The organism is Nocardioides immobilis (genome assembly GCF_003515065.1).
GTDB classification, from domain to species: domain Bacteria; phylum Actinomycetota; class Actinomycetes; order Propionibacteriales; family Nocardioidaceae; genus Nocardioides; species Nocardioides immobilis.
The window spans coordinates 75,362-94,782 of record NZ_QXGH01000029.1 but is presented as its reverse complement, the minus strand read 5'-3'; the positions used below and the strand labels follow the sequence as shown (position 1 = coordinate 94,782).

General features: G+C 71.0%; 21 protein-coding genes. 8 read left to right on the top strand and 13 right to left on the bottom strand.

The genetic code is table 11. From position 1 onward, the window contains the following. Window positions 1–31: 31 nt before the first annotated feature. Window positions 32–1,177: a helix-turn-helix domain-containing protein gene (locus tag D0Z08_RS22870; RefSeq protein ID WP_118927588.1), complete on the top strand. Its 1,146-nt coding sequence runs from the start codon at window positions 32–34 to the stop codon at window positions 1,175–1,177. A 132-nt stretch (window positions 1,178–1,309) separates the two neighbouring features. Here D0Z08_RS22870 and D0Z08_RS22865 read toward each other — a convergent pair whose 3' ends face one another. From D0Z08_RS22865 to miaB, 4 genes are all read right to left on the bottom strand, one after another. Then, a complete protein-coding gene (locus D0Z08_RS22865; RefSeq protein WP_118927587.1) occupies window positions 1,310–2,218 on the bottom strand; it encodes a phosphotransferase family protein in 909 nt (302 codons plus the stop codon). Then, a complete protein-coding gene (locus D0Z08_RS22860; protein WP_118927586.1) occupies window positions 2,218–2,946 on the bottom strand; it encodes a Type 1 glutamine amidotransferase-like domain-containing protein in 729 nt (242 codons plus the stop codon). Before D0Z08_RS22860 ends, D0Z08_RS22865 begins: the two co-directional genes overlap by 1 nt. A gap of 122 nt (window positions 2,947–3,068) precedes the next feature. Continuing rightward, the gene (locus D0Z08_RS22855) at window positions 3,069–3,695 is read right to left on the bottom strand and encodes a hypothetical protein (RefSeq protein ID WP_147381513.1); all 627 of its coding nucleotides are present in this window, start codon (window positions 3,693–3,695) and stop codon (window positions 3,069–3,071) included. 58 nt (window positions 3,696–3,753) lie between these two features. Then, entirely contained in the window at window positions 3,754–5,259 is a 1,506-nt protein-coding gene (gene miaB / locus D0Z08_RS22850) for a tRNA (N6-isopentenyl adenosine(37)-C2)-methylthiotransferase MiaB (RefSeq protein WP_118927584.1), read from the bottom strand. A 36-nt stretch (window positions 5,260–5,295) separates the two neighbouring features. Between miaB and D0Z08_RS22845 the strand changes: the two genes are divergently transcribed. The 6 genes from D0Z08_RS22845 to D0Z08_RS22820 all read left to right on the top strand — a co-directional run bounded on the left by D0Z08_RS22845 (window position 5,296) and on the right by D0Z08_RS22820 (window position 10,421). After that, entirely contained in the window at window positions 5,296–6,543 is a 1,248-nt protein-coding gene (locus D0Z08_RS22845; RefSeq protein WP_118927583.1) for a phospholipase D-like domain-containing protein, read from the top strand. Between the two features lie 25 nt (window positions 6,544–6,568). Then, a complete protein-coding gene (locus D0Z08_RS22840) occupies window positions 6,569–7,057 on the top strand; it encodes a GNAT family N-acetyltransferase (protein WP_118927582.1) in 489 nt (162 codons plus the stop codon). Between the two features lie 135 nt (window positions 7,058–7,192). Continuing rightward, entirely contained in the window at window positions 7,193–7,921 is a 729-nt protein-coding gene (locus tag D0Z08_RS22835) for an amino acid ABC transporter ATP-binding protein (RefSeq protein WP_220454309.1), read from the top strand. Window positions 7,922–7,932: 11 nt separating this feature from the next. Then, window positions 7,933–8,856, top strand: coding sequence for a glutamate ABC transporter substrate-binding protein (locus D0Z08_RS22830; RefSeq protein WP_118927580.1), 924 nt, complete (start codon window positions 7,933–7,935; stop codon window positions 8,854–8,856). Window positions 8,857–8,862: 6 nt separating this feature from the next. Then, a complete protein-coding gene (locus D0Z08_RS22825; RefSeq protein ID WP_118927579.1) occupies window positions 8,863–9,558 on the top strand; it encodes an amino acid ABC transporter permease in 696 nt (231 codons plus the stop codon). Then, window positions 9,555–10,421 carry an amino acid ABC transporter permease gene (locus D0Z08_RS22820; protein ID WP_118927578.1) on the top strand — a complete coding sequence of 289 codons (867 nt, stop codon included), beginning with the start codon at window positions 9,555–9,557 and terminating at the stop codon, window positions 10,419–10,421. Before D0Z08_RS22825 ends, D0Z08_RS22820 begins: the two co-directional genes overlap by 4 nt. A gap of 3 nt (window positions 10,422–10,424) precedes the next feature. Here D0Z08_RS22820 and D0Z08_RS22815 read toward each other — a convergent pair whose 3' ends face one another. The 4 genes from D0Z08_RS22815 to D0Z08_RS22800 all read right to left on the bottom strand — a co-directional run bounded on the left by D0Z08_RS22815 (window position 10,425) and on the right by D0Z08_RS22800 (window position 13,351). Then, window positions 10,425–10,904, bottom strand: coding sequence for a hotdog fold domain-containing protein (locus tag D0Z08_RS22815; RefSeq protein ID WP_118927577.1), 480 nt, complete (start codon window positions 10,902–10,904; stop codon window positions 10,425–10,427). A gap of 373 nt (window positions 10,905–11,277) precedes the next feature. Then, the gene (locus D0Z08_RS22810; RefSeq protein ID WP_118927576.1) at window positions 11,278–11,664 is read right to left on the bottom strand and encodes a VOC family protein; all 387 of its coding nucleotides are present in this window, start codon (window positions 11,662–11,664) and stop codon (window positions 11,278–11,280) included. After that, window positions 11,661–12,449, bottom strand: coding sequence for a methyltransferase domain-containing protein (locus tag D0Z08_RS22805; RefSeq protein WP_118927575.1), 789 nt, complete (start codon window positions 12,447–12,449; stop codon window positions 11,661–11,663). The genes D0Z08_RS22810 and D0Z08_RS22805 overlap by 4 nt, the downstream gene beginning before the upstream one ends. Continuing rightward, window positions 12,446–13,351, bottom strand: a complete 906-nt coding sequence (locus tag D0Z08_RS22800; protein WP_118927621.1) for an alpha/beta fold hydrolase — start codon at window positions 13,349–13,351, stop codon at window positions 12,446–12,448. The genes D0Z08_RS22805 and D0Z08_RS22800 overlap by 4 nt, the downstream gene beginning before the upstream one ends. 67 nt (window positions 13,352–13,418) lie before the next feature. Here D0Z08_RS22800 and D0Z08_RS22795 point away from each other — a divergent pair, with 67 nt between their 5' ends. Then, window positions 13,419–13,913, top strand: coding sequence for a MarR family winged helix-turn-helix transcriptional regulator (locus tag D0Z08_RS22795; RefSeq protein WP_118927574.1), 495 nt, complete (start codon window positions 13,419–13,421; stop codon window positions 13,911–13,913). Window positions 13,914–13,984: 71 nt separating this feature from the next. Here D0Z08_RS22795 and D0Z08_RS22790 read toward each other — a convergent pair whose 3' ends face one another. Genes D0Z08_RS22790 through D0Z08_RS33485 form a run of 5 tightly spaced genes read right to left on the bottom strand, consistent with a single transcriptional unit; the run spans window position 13,985 to window position 19,365 of the window. Continuing rightward, the gene (locus tag D0Z08_RS22790) at window positions 13,985–14,503 is read right to left on the bottom strand and encodes a histidine phosphatase family protein (RefSeq protein WP_182481442.1); all 519 of its coding nucleotides are present in this window, start codon (window positions 14,501–14,503) and stop codon (window positions 13,985–13,987) included. Beyond that, entirely contained in the window at window positions 14,500–16,317 is a 1,818-nt protein-coding gene (locus D0Z08_RS22785) for an ABC-F family ATP-binding cassette domain-containing protein (protein ID WP_118927572.1), read from the bottom strand. The genes D0Z08_RS22790 and D0Z08_RS22785 overlap by 4 nt, the downstream gene beginning before the upstream one ends. Beyond that, complete coding sequence (locus D0Z08_RS22780) at window positions 16,310–17,245, bottom strand: 4-(cytidine 5'-diphospho)-2-C-methyl-D-erythritol kinase (protein WP_245994322.1); 936 nt, start codon at window positions 17,243–17,245, stop codon at window positions 16,310–16,312. Before D0Z08_RS22780 ends, D0Z08_RS22785 begins: the two co-directional genes overlap by 8 nt. Further along, a complete protein-coding gene (gene rsmA / locus D0Z08_RS22775) occupies window positions 17,242–18,111 on the bottom strand; it encodes a 16S rRNA (adenine(1518)-N(6)/adenine(1519)-N(6))-dimethyltransferase RsmA (protein WP_118927571.1) in 870 nt (289 codons plus the stop codon). Before rsmA ends, D0Z08_RS22780 begins: the two co-directional genes overlap by 4 nt. 48 nt (window positions 18,112–18,159) lie before the next feature. Then, window positions 18,160–19,365 carry a resuscitation-promoting factor gene (locus tag D0Z08_RS33485; protein WP_281271767.1) on the bottom strand — a complete coding sequence of 402 codons (1,206 nt, stop codon included), beginning with the start codon at window positions 19,363–19,365 and terminating at the stop codon, window positions 18,160–18,162. Window positions 19,366–19,421: the final 56 nt, after the last annotated feature.

Below are 19,421 nucleotides of genomic sequence, written 5' to 3'. Positions count from 1 at the left end.
AGCCGCCCACACCGGCAAGAGGACGGAATCGATGACGAAGAGGACGAACCGCACGCCCGCGGCCGCCGCCGCTCGACCGACCTCTCTTGCCGACTACCGCGCCCGCACCCGGGGTGGACAGCGCCCCACGCCGCCCTTCGACGCGGCCGCGGACACCCCCGCTCCTGACGTCGCCCAGGTGCTCGCCTCCTTCGCCGCCGCTGCTCGGGCCAACGGCCACACCGCCGAGTTCCACCGCATGGTGGCCGCGGTCCTCGACCGCGGCGACCGCGTCGCCGAGGCCGACCTCCGCGAGTGGAACCGATTCCTGAACCTTCTCGACCGGCACCGCAGGAACCCCAAGGCGGCGCTGAACTGCGCGGTTCTCGCCAACCTGGTCGGGATCGCCGCGTTCGGCGACAACGCCGACTTCGTCACGCTCGAGGAGCTGACCTGTCTGCTCGGCGCCGAGCGGGTCGCCGCGGTCCAGCACCGGTCGGCACGATTCGTGGAGCCCGATCTCACCTACCCGATCACGACGATCGCGGTGCGCCGGATGGTGGCGGCGTCGCCGGCAGCGTCCGTCGACGCGAGCATCGCGTCGGCGGTGGCCCTGCTGCTCGAGGGCCTGAACCCCGACCAGTACCTCCCGGTGATCCGCACCCAGGCGGAGCTGCTCGGCGTCGTCGACGGTGGGAGCGTCCTCGAGTGGCGCCACCACCTCGCCATGATCGCGGCCAGCCCCTGGTCGCCGTACTCGCGTCACCTCGTCGAGCTCGCGACGGAGGCCTCCCGTCCGGGGGTCGCCACGGTCGTCGAGCAGGTCACCGAGATCTGCCGCGAGCAGAACAAGGAGCGCGAGCGCGAACAGGTCGCTGAGGAGGTACGCCGGCTCGTCTCGTCCAGCGGCGTGACCCAGCGGCAGTTCGCGCAATGGGTGGGCACCTCGCCCTCGCGCCTGTCCACGTACATCTCCGGCACGGTCACGCCGTCGGCATCGCTGATGCTGCGCATGGCCCGCACCTCACGCCTGCTCCTGGAGCGTGACGTGCACGAAGCCCCGTCGACGTCGGCCGAGCAGAGCTGGGGGGCCGCTCGGGCCGGCGTCGACGGTCGGGGGACTGAAGGGGCGGCCGGCCCGGCCGAGCGAGTCTCGGGGCCGCTCAGTCGCGGCCGGTCGCACCTTTCGGCGGTGTAGCCACCAACCACATACAGGGAGCGGGAAACCGCCTCACCGAGCGAGCCTGGGGGGCTCGCTCGGTGAGGTCGGCGGGGAGAGAGACCGCCGTCCCGTCCGAGCTGATCGGGGGGTCGCTCGGGCGGGGCGGCTTCATTCTTGCCCTGGTACGGCGTGCCAGTCGCGGGTGTCGACGATCGCGCGCAGGTTGGCCTCGGCCCGGGTCGCGACCGGGTTCGTCCCACTGCGCGCCGCGAGGTCGACGAGGGCCAGCAGGTCGGCCGCCCGGGCGAGGTCGAGCGCCTCGTCGGCGGCGGTGCCGTGACGGTCCTCCCAGGCGCCGAGCACGCCCTCGAGGTAGGGCGGCTCGCGGTCGAAGCGCGCCACGTTGCCGAGGTCGGTGAACGGGTGGCCGCTGTGCGTGAACTCCCAGTCGAGCACCCCGGTCACCGTCAGCGTCTCGGGATCGAGCAGCAGGTTCTTCGGGTTCAGGTCGGCGTGCACGAGGCTGGTGCGGCCGACCGTGTCGAGCCGCGCCTGGGCGCGCTCGGCGATCCCGACCAGGTCGTCGATCTCGCCGCTGTGCCAGTCCATCCGCACCAGGTCGTCGCGGTGCCGCTCGACCCAGTCCGCCAGGCCGCTGTCGAACGGCTCGATGGTCAGGTCGCCGTCGGCGAACAGCCCGCCGCGCAAGGTCGGCATCCCGGCGAGCACGGCCGCCACCTCCCCCACCGCAGCCCCCGCGCGACGGAGCCCGGCCCCGTCGAGCGTCGGCAGCAGCAGGTCTCCCCGGACCCCGGGGAGCCACTCGGTCACGAGGAGCGCGGGGGTGCCCGCAGCGGGGTCGGCTCGTCGTACCTCTCGGACCTGCGGCACCGGCAGCAGCCCCCGCAGCAGCCGGAGCAGGGAGGCGGCGATCTCGGCGGCATGTTGCGAGTGGCGCGGATCGGCATAGATCCGTACGACGGTCCGCTCCCCGCCCGCCTCGGCGACGAACGTCTCGCCGGACCAGCCGCCCTCGAGCGGCGCGATCGAGGCGCCGGCGGCGGAGAAGGGGTCCATCAGCGCAGCAGCCGGGTGTCGAGCCGGGTCTCGACCGCGCCGTCCGGCCCGCGCTCGACGAGGTAGGCCGCCTTCCCGTCCTTCTCGGTCAGCGCCTCGACGAACTCGGTGCCGCGGTAGAGGACGCCCACGCCGTCGTCGGTCGCGTAGCCGGTCGGCAGCGTGCCGTCGGCGACCAGGGACTGGAAGAGCGGTCGGCGCTGCTCCTCGGAGTCGTAGTGCACGCCGTTGGAGAACGGCACCAGCCCCAACCCGTTGGTGATCGGCCGCAGCTCCGGGCCGAACGAGTCGGTCGTGCCGCCGACGTGCCAGCAGATCGAGCCGGCCGAGACCCCCGTCAGCACGACGCCCGCCTCCCACGCCTCGCGCATCAGGTCGTCGACCCCGTGCAGTCTCCACATCGCCAACAGGCCCGCGACGCTGCCGCCCCAGACCCAGATCACGTCCTGACCGAGCAGCAGGTCCCGCATGTCGTCGACGTTCGGCATCGTGAAGAGCCGCAGGTGCGTGCCGTGCAGGCCGGCCTCCTGCGCCATGTCGTAGAAGTCGCGGATCAGCTGGGGATTGTCGCCGTACGCGGTGCCGAGGAAGCACACCCGCGGCGCCCGCCCGGACACCCCCGACAGCTCGATGGCGTGCTTCGTCAGCGGTCCGACCGACCAGCGGGTCCGGTCGGCGGGCACGGCGCCACCGGAGGTGGCCAGGATCGTCGGTACGTCCGCAGGCATCCGCCGATCGTAGGCGCACGGCCCGGCCCACTGGTGCTACCCGCGTGACGTCAAGCAGGGCAACCACCGCGTCACCCTGCATGACGTCAAGCAGGGCAACCACCGGGTCACCCTGCATGACGTCACGCAGGCGGAGGGCTGGGGTCGGTGGTGTCGGTGGTCCGGGCGCCCGAGCGGAGGGCTTCGACACGGCTGCGGAGCACCCGGTCCGCGTCCTCGGGAGTCAGGTCGGGAATGGGGGCTGCCAGGGCGCTGCGGAGTCCGTCTGTCAGCGCGCAGAGCTCGAGCACGTCATCGTCATCGGGCGGGGTGCCCAGCCAATCCCAGAGCCGGTGGCGAAGAACCTCGCGCTCCTGTCGCCGGGTGGCGTGGATGCGCGCAGCAGCATCGGGGATGCCGGCCACCAGGTCGCCGCGGGCAAGCTCGGAAAGCGCCATCCACACCCGGACGCCGTGCACCTCGTCCTCCGTCCTCGGCAGGCTGGGCAGCGGAAGGTCGTCGAGCAAGCCCGGCCGGACCCATGCGATCCAGCGATCGGCGAAAGCCCCGACCGTCAGCGCGATCACCCGTCGCCGCGCCCCGTCCGGGTCCCAGAGACGCTCGTTGAGGGCCTGTCGGCTCATGCCGATCCATCGAGCAAGCGCACTGGCATTGACGACGGATACGTTCCGCTTCTTCAGCAGCGCGACGGCACCGTCGGCGAGCATCTCATCGAGATCTGCCGCATCAGGTCGGACGAACGGGGACACACCCCCAAGGCTGCCAGCATCCGCGGCGGCCAGCGGCTTGATCCACAGCCGACAGGGGTCAGCCGCAAGCAGGGGCGTCGGGCAGTGGGGCAGGTACGCCGACGGACGGCATGCCGAGGCCGACCGTCGCCTCGACAGGCTCGGCGGACGTTCCCTGGCGAAGGGCCCACGCATCGCCCGATCGGGTACGACGCAGCGCGCGCACGGGTCCGTCGGCGACCAGGTGGTGCGGTGCGGCGTACGTGATGCCGATGGTGACGAGATCGCCCGGCCTCGGCTCGCTCTCAACCTGGCTGAAGTCAGCCTCGAAGTGCACGAGCCGGTTGTCCCGGCCACGTCCGGAGAGCCGGTGCGTGGCGGCGTCCTTGCGGCCCTCGCCCTCGGCGACCATCAGCTCGACCTCGCGGCCGACGAGCCGCTTGTTCTCGTCCCAGGCGATCTCGTTGACGAGCTCGACGAGCCGGTTGTAGCGATCGGTCACGACCTCGCGCGGCACCTGGTCCTCGAGCTCAGCGGCGGGGGTGCCGGGCCGCTTGGAGTACCGGAACGTGAACGCCCCGGAGAACCGCGCCTGCCGCACCACGTCGAGGGTGGCCTGGAAGTCCTCGTCGGTCTCGCCGGGGAAGCCGATGATGATGTCGGTGGTGATCGCGGCCTCGGGCATGGCGGCGCGGACCCGCTCGATGATGCCGAGGTACTTCGACTGCCGGTAGGAGCGACGCATCGCCTTCAGGATCCGGTCGGAGCCCGACTGGAGCGGCATGTGCAGCTGCGGCATCACGTTCGGCGTCTCTGCCATCGCCTCGATGACGTCGTCGGTGAACTCCGCCGGGTGCGGGCTCGTGAACCGCACCCGCTCGAGCCCCTCGATCTCACCGCACGCGCGCAGCAGCTTGGAGAACGCCTGCCGGTCGCCGAACTCGACGCCGTAGGAGTTCACGTTCTGTCCCAGCAGCGTCACCTCGGAGACACCCTCGGCGACCAGCGCCTCGATCTCGGCGAGGATCTCCCCCGGCCGGCGGTCCTTCTCCTTGCCGCGCAGGCTGGGGACGATGCAGAACGTGCAGGTGTTGTTGCAGCCGACCGACACCGACACCCAGGCGGCGTACGCCGACTCCCGCTTCGTCGGCAGCGTCGACGGGAAGACCTCGAGCGACTCGAGGATCTCGACCTGCGCCTCCTCCTGCACCCGCGCCCGCTCGAGCAGCACCGGCAGCGAGCCGATGTTGTGCGTGCCGAACACGACGTCGACGTACGGCGCCTTGGCGGTGATCGTCGAGCGGTCCTTCTGCGCGAGGCAACCACCGACCGCGATCTGCATCCGCGGGTTGGCGGCCTTGATCGGCGCCAGGTGCGAGAGGTTGCCGTAGAGCTTGTTGTCAGCGTTCTCGCGCACCGCGCACGTGTTGAACACGACGACGTCGGCCGTCTCGCCCGCCGCCGCTCCCGCGGCGTCGAACGCGGTGAAGCCCGCGCCCTCCAGCAGCCCGGACAGGCGCTCGGAGTCGTGGACGTTCATCTGGCACCCGTAGGTGCGGACCTCATAAGTTCTGCTGGCGTTCATGACCGCTCAAGGGTACGGCGCCGTAGTCTCCCGACTGTGATCCGCGTGGCCTCGGCGGTCGTGACACTGCTCGTCGTGCTCGGGAGCACGGCGCTGCCTCCGGCCGCCAGCGATTCGCCCGGCTCGCGCGACCTGCCGAGGGCGGAGGCCGCCTTCCGGGTCACCCGGGCGATGTCGATGAACGACCCGACCCACAACCGGGGTCAGGTGGCCCGGCAGCTGCGCACCTTCATCAGGCACACGCCGCGCGGCGCGACGATCTCGATCATGTCGTTCTACATGGCGTCGTCGATCACCTGGCCGGCGCTGAAGGATGCGTACCAGCGTGGGGTCGACATCCGCGCGATCTTCTACGGCGGACCGACCGGCAAGCCCCTCGCCGGGGTGTCCTCGGGGGGCGTGAAGCTCACCGAGCTGATCAGGCAGGGCCGGGCGCGCGGACGCCGTGGGTCGTGGGTGGTGTGGACCAAGAACTCCGCCCGCGGCAGAGACGGCAACACGACGATGCATGCGAAGGTCTGGCAATTCTCGAGAGTCGGTCGCACCCGCAAGGTCACGATGATCGGCTCCTACAACAACAGCGATGCGGCCGACGCCCGCGCCTACTCCGCGATGGTGACGGTGGCGCTGCCCAGGCTGTACGACAAGGTCCAGAACGTCTTCCAGCAGTCGGCCAGGGACCGCAAGCCGCCCGGCAACCCGCAACGACGGGCCGCCGGGGCCGGATGGGACGCCTACTTCATGCCGTCGCTGCCGATCACGAGGGCGAACGACCCCGTCCTGGAACGGCTCCGCTCCATCCCTGCCCGCCCTGGCACCCGGATGACCATCTCGATGTACTCCTGGCAGGGGTTCCGCGGCGCCTGGCTGGCCCGCAAGCTCGCCAGGATGGTCCAGGCGGGCGCCCGGCTGACCGTGGTCGTGGGCCCCGACGTCGACGCCTCCGTCGTCCGCACCCTGCGCGAGGCCGGTGCTCGTCTCGAGGACGGTTGCTGGCGGACCGGGCATAGGAGCCGCCCCTACGCCTACACCCACGACAAGGAGATGACCGCGACCTGGGTCGACGGCGCCGGCACGACCCAGTACGCCGCGTGGCTCGGCTCGGACGACTGGGGCAACGGGAGCGGCGGGTCCCAGTCGGACCAGGTCACGATCGGCCTCTACTCCCGATGGGCCCACGACCGGCTCCTCAAGCTGCTCGCACCGCAGATCGCCCACGAGCCCGACAACCTCGCTCACTGCGACCCGCTCCCGAGCCGGGTCCGCGCCGTGCTCCGGTCGTGACCCGCGCGACGTACCCTCTCTGCCCATGAGCACCCCGGAGCCCGCAGAGCTCCGCCCGGCCACGACCGCGGACGCTGCCGAGATCTCCCGGATCTGGTGCGAGGGCTGGCGCGACGGCCACCTCGGCCACACACCTGCGGCGCTGGTCGAGGCCCGCACCGCCGCCTCGTTCGACCACCGCGCGCTGGAGCGGCTGCCGCACACGACCGTGGCGACGGTCGACGGCGACGTCGTCGGGTTCGTCGTGGTCGTCGACGACGAGGCCGAGCAGGTGTACGTCGACCGCGCCGCCCGCGGGTCCGGCGTCGCCGCGGTCCTGCTCGCCGAGGTCGAGCGGCAGGTCGCCGCCAGCGGGCACCGGAGGGTGTGGCTCGCCGTCGCGTCCGGCAACACCCGGGCGCGCCGGTTCTACGAGCGGAGCGGCTGGTACGACGACGGGGCTTTCGACTACCAGGCGGACGGGCCGGACGGGCCCATCGCCGTACCGTGCCACCGCTACGTGCGGGACCTGTGAGCGGTCGACGCCAGGGTCACAGATTGGTCGCGCCCGGCGCGGTGGTCTAGCCGAACGGTCTACGCGGGGCTAGCGTCCCCTGACATGACGGTGCAGGAGGAATCCGCGGCGGCCCCGGGCGGCACCGGGCAGCCACTGGTGCGACTGACCGGGGTGCAGAAGCACTACGGCAACTTGCACGTGCTCAAGGACATCGAGCTCGACGTCGCGCGCGGCGAGGTGGTCGTGGTGATCGGGCCTTCCGGTGCCGGCAAGTCGACGCTGTGCCGCGCGATCAACCGGCTCGAGACCATCGACGAGGGCGACATCTTCCTCGACGGCCAGCCCCTCCCCCAGGAGGGCAAGGCGCTCGCGCGGCTGCGGGCCGACGTCGGGATGGTCTTCCAGAGCTTCAACCTCTTCGCCCACAAGACGGTCCTGGAGAACGTCACCCTCGGGCCGATCAAGGTCCGCAAGAAGTCGAAGGCCGAGGCGGACAAGCGCGGCAAGGAGCTGCTCGACCGGGTGGGGGTCGGGCACCAGGCGGGGAAGTACCCGGCACAGCTCTCCGGGGGCCAGCAGCAGCGGGTCGCGATCGCCCGGGCGCTGGCGATGGACCCGAAGGTGATGCTCTTCGACGAGCCCACCTCGGCCCTGGACCCGGAGATGATCAAGGAGGTGCTCGACGTGATGGTCGACCTCGCCGAGCGCGGGATGACGATGATCGTCGTCACCCACGAGATGGGCTTCGCCCGTACGGCGGCCAACCGGGTCGTGTTCATGGCCGACGGAGCGATCGTCGAGACGGCCGATCCCGAGACGTTCTTCACCAACCCCGAGAGCGATCGAGCCAAGGACTTCCTCGGCAAGATCCTCAAACACTAAGGAGTAGGTATATGCGCAGGATGAAGCTCGGGATGACCGCGGTCGCGGTACTCCTGGCCGGTTCGCTGGTGGCGTGCGGGGAGGCCGGAGAGGACGACGACGGCGGCGGCGGCACGGGCGTCGAGGGGGCCGAGCCACTGACGGTCGAGGCCGAGTCGGACTGCGACGGCAAGTTCGAGGAGGGCTCGCGGATGGCCGAGCTCGCCGAGGCCGGCGAGATCGCGATCGGCAACCGGGTCGACCAGCCCGGGCTCGGTCAGCAGGACACGCCCGACTCGGTACCGGAGGGCTTCGACATCGACATGGCGAAGCTGCTCATCGCCGACCTCTGCATCGACCCGGAGTCCGACGCAGTCAACTGGACGGAGGCAGTCTCCGAGCAGCGTGAGCAGTTCCTCGAGGACGGCACCGTCGACCTGGTCGCCGCGTCGTACTCCATCACCGACGAGCGCCGGGAGCTGGTCGGCCAGGCCGGGCCCTACCTGCTCACCGGCCAGCAGGTCCTGGTTCCGATCGACTCCGAGGTCGAGTCCATCGCGGACCTCGAGGGCGAGGAGGTCTGCGCGGCTGAAGGCTCGACGTCGCTGGAGAACATCGAGCTCGAGGGTGCCGTCGGCGTGCCGGCAGCAACCTACGGCCAGTGCGCCGAGGACGTCGTCAACGGCACCGTCCCCGCGATGTCGACCGACGGATCGATCCTTCGCGGCCTCGCCCAGCAGTACGAGGGCGAGGTGAAGGTGGTCGGTCCGGAGTTCTCGGAGGAGCGGATCGGCATCGGCTACTCGCCGGACGCCCCGGAGATGTGCGAGTGGATCAACGGCGTCATCACCGAGGCGTACGACAGCGGCGACTGGGAGCAGGCCTTCCAGTACCACCTCGGCACCGAGGACGAGGACGCTCCGGAACCGCCGGCCCTGGACGAGTGCCAGGCCTGACCTGACGTGGACGTCGTATGGGAGCACCGTGAGGCGATCGCGCTCGCGTTCGCCTACACGGTGCTCCTCTTCCTCATCGCCGGAGTAGGCTCGACGATCCTCGGGACCCTGCTGGCGGGGATGCGCGTGGGCCCGATTCCCGTGCTCCGGTGGGCAGGCGCGGGTTACGTCACGTTGGTGAGGAACACCCCGCTCGTCATCGTGATCATCTTCTTCCGGTACGCGGCGCCGAAGATCGACCTGAAGTTCAACTTCATCGACGTCGTGATCCCGACCGGCGCCGGCGACATCCGGCTCAACAACATCTTCGCGGCATGCACGGTGGGGCTCACGATGTACACCGCAGCGTTCGTGTGCGAGGCGCTCCGGTCCGGGATCAACGCCGTACCGCTCGGGCAGGCCGAGGCCGCCCGGGCTGTCGGCATGCCGTTCGGCGGCGTGATGCGCCACGTGGTGCTGCCTCAGGCGTTCCGCGCGTCGATCCCTCCGCTTGCCAACGTGCAGATCGCGCTGATCAAGAACACGACTGTCGCAGGCGCACTCGGGGTCGCGGAGGCGTTCGTCCGGATGCGTGGTCTCATCAACATCGACGCCACCGCGCGGATCCCGATCTTCATCGCGTTCGCGGCGATCTTCGTGGTCCTCGTCGAGATCATCTCGTTCGCCGCGCACCGGCTCGAGCGGCGGGTGAGAGTGGCATGAGCGGCAGCGTTCTCTTCGATGCGCCCGGCCCCCGCTCGGTGGTGCGCCACCGGCTCTACACGGTGATCACCTCAGTCGTGCTGCTCGGGGCTCTCGGGTACGCAGTGGTCCGGCTCGAGCAGAACGGCCAGTTCGAGTACGAGAAGTGGGAGCCGTTCGTCAGCCCCGTCTACATCGAGACCATCCTGGTCGACGGTGTGCTGGAAACCGTCAAGATGGCGTTCTCGGCCATCCTCCTCGCCGTCGGGTTCGGTGTGCTCTTCGGCATCGGCAAGCTCTCCGATCACGGCTTGGTGCGCTGGCCGTGCTGGGCGGTCGTCGAGTTCTGGCGGGCGGTCCCCGTCCTGTTGAGCATGATCTTCATCGGGGCGTACCTCGACCTCTCCCAGCTGAGCCACCGGTACTGGGCCGTCGTCATCGCCCTCATGCTCTACAACGGCGCCGTCCTCGCCGAGATCTTCCGGGCCGGCGTCAACGCCGTCCCGCACGGGCAGGTCGAGGCGGCGTACGCCGTCGGCATGCGCAAGACCCAGGTGATGCTGGCGATCCAGCTGCCGCAGGCGGTGAAGATCATGCTGCCCGCGCTGATCAGCCAGTGCGTGGTGGCCCTCAAGGACACCGCCCTCGGGTACGCCGTACTCGCTCCCGGCCTGACGTTCGTGGCCCGGCTGATCTACAACAACCCCGACTTCGGGCAGAACCAGCTCCCGACGGTGTTCGTGATCGCGATGATCTACATCGTGCTCAACCTGATCCTCACCGCCATCGCGACCTGGGTGCAGAAGAAGTTCGTCGGCGAGAAGAAGGTGCTCGAGGTGGCGATGGTCGGCGAAGGCGACCCGACCGCCGCGGCGCCGAAGTAACGACTACTTGCTCTTGGGAGTGACCCAGAGCCGGATCTCGCCCTCGATGACGACGGTGCCGTCGTCACGCACGCCCTTGACCCGGACCGCGAGGTCGCCGTCGGCGGTGTCCCACTGGACCTGGTCGGTCTCGGCGACGCAGGTGATGTCGCTGGTGGCCTTGGCGGTGTAGGCGACCTCCATCCCCTTGGGGATCCAGCGCTTGTCCTTGGGGATGGTGACCTCGGCCAGCGCTCCCATCGCCGCCTCGAGACCGTTGCACAGCGCGATGGCGTGCACGGTGCCGATGTGGTTCTGGACGCTGCGGCGCTTCGGGATCACGAGCTCGACGTGGTTGGGCTCGATGATGGTGAACCGCGGGTGGATCGAGGCGAAGTACGGCGCCTTCTGGCTGAACGCGATCGAGAACGCCCGCTTGCCCACGACACCACCGACGACGGGCAGTCCGGAGGCGGTCTTCCAGAGGCTGTGTACCTGGCTCATGCCCGTCAGATTACTCGCGAGTAACAATCGGCCACAACCCCGGATGCGCGTGAGCGGCGCCACTCGGCCACCGGAGGGACGCCCGACACGAGATCCGCCGCGCCAAGCCTTGCTCGCAACGGATTCCGTCGCTAAAGAACGGATCGCCGGGGGATTAGCGGGCCACAGTTACCGAATCTGGCACGATTCCGACGCTTTCGAGTTGTGCCGGACACGTCCCGTCGCTAACGTCAGCAAGAGACGATCGTCGAACGAACACAGGCGGCTCCAACGCCTATGACCGCGACAGCGAACGCCGGCTCCTTCAAGACGCATCCCCGGACCGGCCGATGAACCGTGGTTCGGCCGGACCGGGGCTCAGAATCGCGCGCGCTCAGGTCGCCGCCATCACCTCGACCCGGTTGCCGGCGCCGTCGTACGTGTGGAAGCGCTGGTGGCCGGGGAACGTCATCCGTTCGCGCCAGTCGACCGCGAAGCCGAGGGTCGCGAGGCGCGCCGCGACGGCCTCGAGGTCGGCGACGGTCGGCAACAGCAGCGCAGGATGGGCCTTGCGTGCCGGCGCGAAGGGGGTCTCGACGCCGATGTGGATCTCGGCCGTGACGGCGCCCGCGTCGTCGTACCAGCGGAACCAGGCGCCGCCGCGCGTCGCCAGCGCGGTGGGCTTCTCGGCCTCGGCCATGCCCAGGCCTTCCGCGTAGAACCGGCGGGCGGCGTCCTCGCCGCCGGGCGGGCAGGCGACCTGCACGTGGTGGAGCCTCATGAGACCCGGGCGACGACGAAGATGCGCCGGAACGGGAGTACGGCGCCGCGCCCGTCGTCCGGGTAGGCCTCGCGCAGTCGCCGCTTGAACTCGGCCTCGAAGGAGGGGCGCAGGTCGTCGGGCAGCGCCTGCAGGGTCGGGCGGGCGCCGGTGCCGGACACCCAGGTGAAGACGGGGTCCGCGCCGTGGAGCACGTGGAGGTACGTCGTCTCCCACGCGTCCACCTCGCACCCGAGGTCCTGGAGGGCGCGGAGGTAGGTGGCCGCGTCGTGCGAGGACGGTACGGCGGCGCCCGCCACGTGCGGTGCGTAGGGCGGCTCAGCGGCGAGCTCGGCGCGGATGGTGTGGCTCGGCTCGTCGAAGTTGCCGGGCACCTGGAACGCGAACCAGCCGCCCGGGCGGACCAGCGCGACCAACCGCGGTAGCAGCTCGAGGTGGTCGGGCAGCCACTGAAGGGTGGCGTTGGAGACGAGGACGTCGACGGTCCCTCCGCCGGCGGATCCCGTCGGGACCCACTCGCGGACGTCCCCGATCTCGAACGCCACGGTCGCCGCCGCCGCGCTCCCCTGCGCCTTCGCGACCATCTCGGCACTGCTGTCGACGCCGGTGACCGCGGCCTCCGGCCAGCGCGCGGCCAGCAGCGCGGTCAGGTTGCCCGGACCGCAGCCGAGGTCGACCACGGTCCTCGGCTCGGTGGCGTCGATCCGGGTGATCAGGTCGACGAACGGCCGGCCGCGCTCGTCGGCGTACGTCAGGTAGCGGTCGGGGTCCCAGGTGTGGGTCACGGTGCCTCCTCGCTCAGGAACTCGAGGATGCGGGCGTTCACGACGTCGGGTCGCTCGAGCTGGAGGAAGTGGCCGGCGCCGGTGATGAGGGCGCTGCGCCCGCCCTGGCGGAGCTTCCCGCTCACCCGGCTAGCCCACCGCGCATCCAGGCAGCCGTCGTCCTCACCGTGGAGGTAGAGCAGCGGCACCCGGGGCGAGCCCACCGCCCACGCGGACCCGAGGTGCCGGTAGCGGCTCGGCAGCTGCCACGGGCGGGAGTTGGCGCGGTAGTAGCCGACCGCCGCTGCCTTGCGCTCCGTCGTCGGCAACGAGGCGGCGAGCCGCGCGAGATCGTCCGCGGCGTCGTACCCAGGCGACCATTGACGCCACAGGTGGGCGACCAGCTTGTCGAAGCTGCGCTCGGGGAGTCCGGGGAGCTGGTTGAAGCCGATGTACCAGCTCATCGTCGCCTGCCGGGCCAGGGCGCCGGCCCAGCGTGCGACGTCGCCGCGGCTCGGGTTCATCGCCGGGAACGGCGGCACCGCCAGCGAGACCACCCGGCGGAACGGGCTGGCCTCGGTCGCCGCGAGGCCGTTGGCGACGATGGCGCCCCAGTCGTGCCCGATGAGTACGGCGCGCGCGTCCCCCTCCAGCGCGGCGTGCAGCTCGAGCACGTCGCTCATGAGGGCGGGGACGTGGTAGCTGCCGTCGGCGGGCAGGCCGCTCGGTCCGTAGCCACGCGTGAACGGCGCGACCACCCGGTAGCCGGCGTCGGCCAGTGCCGGGCCGAGGTGGCGCCAGGTGTGGGCGGTGTCGGGGAAGCCGTGCAGCAGCACCGCGAGCGGCGCGGCGGGGTCGGCAGTGGGGCCCCAGGTCAGCGAGGCCAACCGGAGCTGGTCGAGGTCGGTGGTGAGCTGGTCCACGCCGCCCACCCTAGGTCCGGTTTATCTTGACGTCAAGATTCTCGACTCGTCCGGTAAAGTGCCGCGCATGGGCGGACGGGACGAGGTCGACGCGCTGCTCGAGGCGTGGGCGCGCGAGCGGGACGACCTCGACCTCGGGCCGGTCGCGGTCTTCAGCAGGATCTCGCGCCTCGGCCACCACGTCGACCGGGCCCGCCGGCAGGCGTTCACCGCCCACGACATCGAGCCGTGGGAGTTCGACGTCCTGGCCGCGCTGCGGCGGGCCGGCGCGCCGTACGAGCTGTCGCCCGGCCGGCTGCTCCGCGAGACCCTCGTGACCAGCGGCACGATGACCAACCGCGTCGACCGGCTCGCGTCCCGCGGCCTGGTCGAGCGGCACCCCGACCCGTCCGACCGCCGCGGCGTGCTGGTCAGGCTGACGCCCGACGGCAAGGACGCGGTCGACGGCGCCTTCACCGCGCTCCTCGAGGCCGAGCGCGAGCTGCTCGCCGACCTCTCCGCCGCCGACCAGAAGCAGCTGGCTGGGCTGCTGCGGCGGCTGCTGGTGCCGTTCGCGAACTGACGCTGCCGGGCGGAATTCGGCGTACTCCCTGACGTTTCTGTCGCCGTTCCGGCCGATCGACGACCGGAACGTCAGGGACTATCCACCACGACCACGTCCGGCATCGCCAGCGAAGCCCAGCGGTCGAGGTCGGGCGCGGTGCCGGTGAGCTCGGCGACGAGCACGGTCCAGGCGGTGCCGTGGCCGACGAGCACCAGATCGGTGTCCGGGCAATCGGCGAGGAGGCCACGGACGGTCGTGACGACCCGGTCGCGGCAGGTGGCGAGCGGCTCCCAGCCGTCGTACGCCGGAGCGTCGGGGTCGTCGAACGCCCGCCGGACCGCACCGGCGAAGTCGTGGATCCACACCGTTGAGGCGCGGACGTGCTCGCGCAGCCCCTCGACGATCCCGACCTCACCCTCGGTGAGCAGCTGGGCGGTCTGGATCGCCTTCGCCTCGGGCGAGCTGAACCAGACCGCAGCCGTCGGCAACCGACCGGACTCACGGAGCGCCCACACATCGTCGAAGCCCGCCGGGTCGAGCTCCCAGCCCGCCGCCGGCAGGCTCCGGTCGATCAGCGGCCGGCCGTGCCGGACCAGGTAGAGCGTCACTCCAGCACCGAGGCGGCGTCGAGCCAGTCGAGCTCGACCGCTTCCTTCTCCTCCAGCAGCGCTGTCAGCTCCACGGACAACGCGGCGAGCCGCTCGGGGTCGCTGGCACTCGCCGCCAGCGCCTCCGTCAGCTCCGCCTCCCGAGCCGCCAGACGCTCCAGCTGCTTGTCGAGCCGGGCGAGGGCCTTGCGCGCCGTACGCTCCTCGGCCGAGCCTGCTCGCGCACGAGGTGTCGCGCTTGGCTGCTCGAAGTGTCGATCTTGGTCGGCCGAAGTGTCACCCTTCGCACCGCCAACCTCGACACTTCGTGGGGCAGAGACTGACACTTCGCGGGCACGGCGCTCGAGGTACTCATCGACGCCCCGGGGCAGCATCGAGATCTGGCCGTCGCCGAGGAGGGCCCAGACGGAGTCAGTGACCCGCTCGAGGAAGTAGCGGTCGTGGGAGACGACCACGAGGGTCCCGGGCCAGCCGTCGAGGAAGTCCTCGAGCACGTTGAGGGTCTCGATGTCGAGGTCGTTGGTCGGCTCGTCGAGGAGCAGCACGTTGGGCTCGGTGAGCAGCAGCCGCAGCAGCTGGAAACGGCGGCGCTCGCCGCCGGACAGGTCGCCGAGGCGGGCGGTGAGCTTGTCGCCGGTGAAGCCGAACCGCTCCAGCATCGCGCTGGCCGAGACCTCGCCGTCGAGCGTCTTCGTCACCCGCCGGATCGACTCGACGGTGTCGAGCACCCGCGCCTCGGGGCTGTCGAACTCGAGCGCCTGCGTCAGGTGCTGGAGTACGACGGTGCGCCCCTGCCGCACCCGGCCGTGCTGCGGCGCCAGCTCCCCGGAGAGCAGCGACAGCACCGATGTCTTGCCGGCGCCGTTGACGCCGACGATGCCTACCCGGTCGCCGGGCCCGAGCCGCCAGGTCGCGCGCTCGAGGAGCGTCCGGTCCCCCCGGGCCAGATCGACGTCCTCGACGTCGATGACGTCCTTGCCGAGCCGCTGGGTGGCGAACCGCTGCAGCTCCATCCGGTCGCGCGGCGGCGGCACGTCCTCGATGAGCGCGTTGGCCGCGTCGATCCGGAACTTCGGCTTCGACGTCCGGGCCGGAGCACCGCGCCGCAGCCAGGCGAGCTCCTTGCGCATCAGGTTCTGCCGACGGGTCTCCGACGCCGCGGCCTGCCGCTGCCGCTCGGCCTTCGCCAGCACGAACGCCGCGTAGCCACCCTCGTAGGTGTCGACGACGCCGTCGTGCACCTCCCACGTCTGCTGGCAGACCGCGTCGAGGAACCACCGGTCGTGGGTGACGACCACGAGCGCGGACTGCCGGCCGGCGAGGTGTCGCGCCAGCCAGGCGACAGCCTCGACGTCGAGGTGGTTGGTGGGCTCGTCGAGGATGATCAGGTCGTGCTCGCCGATGAGCAGTCCGGCCAGCCCGCAGCGACGGCGCTCACCGCCGGACAGCCCGGACACCGCACGGTCGAGCTCCACGCCCGCCAGCAGGACCGTGACGATCTCCCGCAGCGCGGCGTCGGCCGCCCACTCGTGGTCGGACCGGCCACCGAGCACCACCTCCCGGACGGTGTGGGTGTCGGAGAAGTCGTCGGTCTGCCGCAGGTACCCGATGAGCAGCCCACGCTCGCGCGAGACCCGGCCCTCGTCCGGCGACTCCTCGCCGGTCATCACCCGCAGCAGCGTGGTCTTGCCGTCACCGTTGCGGCCGACGATGCCGATGCGCTCGCCGGCCCCGACGCCGAGCGAGACGTCGGACAGGAGCGGGCGGACGCCGTACGACTTGGAGACCCGCTCCAGGTTGAGGAGGTTAGCCATACGCCACCACGTGCGCTCCTGCCACCGGGCCGTGCACCACAGCGGTCCGGTCGAAGCCCCGTCCCGTGAGCATCCCGGCGATGTTGCGGGCGTCCTCGGCGCCGGACGCGATCGCCAGCATCGTCGGACCCGACCCGGACAGCAGCGTCATCGTGGCGCCGCACTCCAGGGCGGCCTCCGCGGCGCGTTCGAGGTCGGGGCGCAGGTAGAAGGCCGCGTCCTCGAGGTCGTTGTAGAGGAAGACCGCGAGCGAGTCGGAGTCCGCGCCGTCGCGCAACGCGTCGAGCATCGCGGGCTGGATCCGGTAGTCGTGGTCGCCGCCTTCGAGCAGGTCGTAGGCGCCGTAGACGGACGGGGTCGACAGACCCTCGTCGTTGAAGACCACCACCCACCACCAGGTGCCGTTGTCCTCGACCGGCGTGACGACCTCGCCGCGGCCGGTGCCGGTCGCGGTGCCGCCGACGAGGGCGAACGGCACGTCCGAGCCCAGCTCGGCGGCGAGCTCCAGCAGGTCGGCGTCGGCGGTGTTGAGGTTCCAGAGCCGGTCGAGTGCCACCAGGGTCGCGGCGGCGTCGGCAGAGCCGCCCGCCATGCCGCCGGCGACGGGGATGCTCTTGCGCACCTCGATCCCGGCCTTCCGGTCCACGCCGTGGTGCGCGGCCAGCGCCTTGCCGGCGCGGATGACGATATTGGTGTCGTCGTCGGGGATGGCGCTGCCGTCGACGTGCGGACCGTCGGTGACCGTGGTGACCGACCACTCCTCGGCATCGGTCACGGTGACGTCGTCGTAGAGCGAGACGGCCTGGTAGACGGTCTCCAGCGGGTGGAAGCCGTCCGGTCGCGCCTTCCCGACACCGAGGTAGACGTTGATCTTCGCGGGCGCGCGGACGGTCACCGAGATCGGGTCCGGCAGCAATGCGGCGCTCACGTCGCTGATCCTGCCAACTCCTCGGTGATCCGCACGAACTCGGAGATGCCGAGCGACTCCCCCCGCGCCAACGGGTCGATCCCCGCCGCCACGAGGGCGGCCTCGGCCGCCTCGCCGGATCCGGCGATCCCCCGGAGCACACCCCGCAGCGCCTTGCGGCGCTGGGCGAACGCGGCGTCCACGACCGCGAACACCTGCTCCCGGCTGACGGCGGTCGTCGGCGGCTGGCGCCGGGTCCACGCGACCAGGCCGGAGTCGACGTTCGGGGCCGGCCAGAAGACGTTGCGCCCGATCGTGCCGGCCCGGCGTACCTCGGCGTACCAGGCGGCCTTGACCGACGGGATGCCGTACGTCTTCGAGCCGGGCGGCGCGGCCAGCCGGTCGGCGACCTCGGCCTGCACCATCACCAGGCCGTGCTCGAGGGACGGCAGCAGCGCGAGCAGGTGCAGCAGCACCGGGACCGACACGTTGTAGGGCAGGTTGGCCACGAGCGCCGTCGGCGCCGGACCTGGGAGCTCGGCGATGTGCAACGCATCAGCGAGTACGACGCGCACCCGGTCGGCCTGCGCCGGAGCGAACTCGGCGATCGTCCCCGGCAGCGCCCCCGCAAGCGCAGGGTCGACCTCGATCGCGGTGACCGACGCACCGGTCTCGAGCAGTGCCAGGGTCAGCGAGCCGAGCCCGGGGCCGACCTCGACGACGACGTCCGCTGCCGTCACGCGGGACTCGCGGACGATCCGGCGCACGGTGTTGGCGTCGATCACGAAGTTCTGGCCGCGCTGCTTGGTCGGCCGGAGGTCCAGCGCGGCCGCAAGCGAACGCACTTCCGCCGGCCCGAGAAGTCTCGGACCGGCGGAGGTGCTCATGCAAAGGAGGCTAGTGCCTCGGGCTCAGACCAGCGTCACTGCGCTCGGCTACTGGGGCAGGCCGAGCTGCGCGGAGCAGTGCGGCCACGAGCCGTAGCCACCGGTCGCCGCACGGAGACGCTCGGCGACAGCGATCTGTGCCTCCCGGCTGTTCTGGTGCGGGTAGCCGGAGCCGCCGTACGCCTGCCACGTGCCCAGGTTGAACTGGAGGCCGCCGTAGTAGCCGTTGCCGGTGTTGATGGCCCAGTTGCCGCCCGACTCGCACTGCGCCAGGGCGTCCCAGACGGTGCCGCCACCGGCGTAGTTCGTGGTGGCGACCTCCTGGGTGCCGACCTCGACGATCTCGGCGACGGGCTTCTCGGTCACCTTGGACGTGACGACGGTGCGCTTGACCTCGACGCCGTTGCGGTAGCGGATCTTGTAGACCACGTTGCGCATCCCGGCATCGCCCTCGCGGACGACGGTCTCGGTGCCCTCGGGCGACGAGGAGTCCTCGCGGGTGATGGTCTCGGCCGAGAAGGCCTCGCCCTTCACGCGCTTGGTCTTGATCTCGATGTCGACCCAGCGGACCTGGTCGCCGTCCTTGAGCTTGGCGTCGCGCTTCGGGAACACGAGGTCGTGCTTGTCGAGCTTGACGTCGAGCGCGCTCAGCGCGTCCTCGACGGTGAGCGCGGGCACGCTGACCTTCTTGGTCTTCTTGCCGGCGAGGGTCACCTTCAGGTTCTTCGGGGTGACGACCTCGAGCTCCAGACCACCACGGTCGATCGTGGTGCCACGGCTGGTCGAGAGCCGGGCGCCGCGGTAGAGCGCCCCGATCTGGCTCAGGGCGCCGTCGACATCGGTCGCGGTCACCCAGTGGGTCTTCGTCTTGCCGTCGACGGTCAGCTCGATCTCACGCCCGTAGCGCACCGCGATGCGGGTGCCCTCGGAGATGGGCTCGTCGACGTCCGGCTGGACGAGGTCGTGGGAGGTGAGCTCGATGCCCTCGGCGTCGAGAACGTCGCCGACGGTGTCACCGAGGACGCGCACCTGGCGTTCCTCACCGTCCACCGACAAGGTCACGGGGGTGGTCATCGACTGGTAGCCGTAGGTGGCGCCGGCGACGGCGAGCAGGACCACGGCGACAGTGGCGACGAGAGCGACCCTGCTGCGCGCTGCCCGTCCGAGGAGGGTGGCTGCGCTGGCCTTCAGCGAAGGCTTTGTGGTCGGGGTCGCGGGGGCGAGGGGCTGGGTCTGGTGCTCGTCAACGGGCACGATTCTCCGAACGTCGTACTCCCCGGGCCTCAGGCTGGCCAGCGTCGATCCCCCGA

Bases quoted from the DNA above. Each gene is read 5' to 3' on its own strand.
- D0Z08_RS22830 (WP_118927580.1), top strand. From the start codon at position 7,933: ATGCGCAGGATGAAGCTCGGGATGACCGCGGTCGCGGTACTCCTGGCC.
- D0Z08_RS22815 (WP_118927577.1), bottom strand. From the start codon at position 10,904: ATGAGCCAGGTACACAGCCTCTGGAAGACCGCCTCCGGACTGCCCGTC.
- D0Z08_RS22860 (WP_118927586.1), bottom strand. From the start codon at position 2,946: ATGCCTGCGGACGTACCGACGATCCTGGCCACCTCCGGTGGCGCCGTG.
- D0Z08_RS22820 (WP_118927578.1), top strand. From the start codon at position 9,555: ATGAGCGGCAGCGTTCTCTTCGATGCGCCCGGCCCCCGCTCGGTGGTG.
- D0Z08_RS22840 (WP_118927582.1), top strand. From the start codon at position 6,569: ATGAGCACCCCGGAGCCCGCAGAGCTCCGCCCGGCCACGACCGCGGAC.
- D0Z08_RS22870 (WP_118927588.1), top strand. From the start codon at position 32: ATGACGAAGAGGACGAACCGCACGCCCGCGGCCGCCGCCGCTCGACCG.
- D0Z08_RS22785 (WP_118927572.1), bottom strand. From the start codon at position 16,317: ATGGCTAACCTCCTCAACCTGGAGCGGGTCTCCAAGTCGTACGGCGTC.
- D0Z08_RS22865 (WP_118927587.1), bottom strand. From the start codon at position 2,218: ATGGACCCCTTCTCCGCCGCCGGCGCCTCGATCGCGCCGCTCGAGGGC.
- D0Z08_RS22810 (WP_118927576.1), bottom strand. From the start codon at position 11,664: ATGAGGCTCCACCACGTGCAGGTCGCCTGCCCGCCCGGCGGCGAGGAC.
- rsmA (WP_118927571.1), bottom strand. From the start codon at position 18,111: ATGAGCACCTCCGCCGGTCCGAGACTTCTCGGGCCGGCGGAAGTGCGT.
- miaB (WP_118927584.1), bottom strand. From the start codon at position 5,259: ATGAACGCCAGCAGAACTTATGAGGTCCGCACCTACGGGTGCCAGATG.
- D0Z08_RS22795 (WP_118927574.1), top strand. From the start codon at position 13,419: ATGGGCGGACGGGACGAGGTCGACGCGCTGCTCGAGGCGTGGGCGCGC.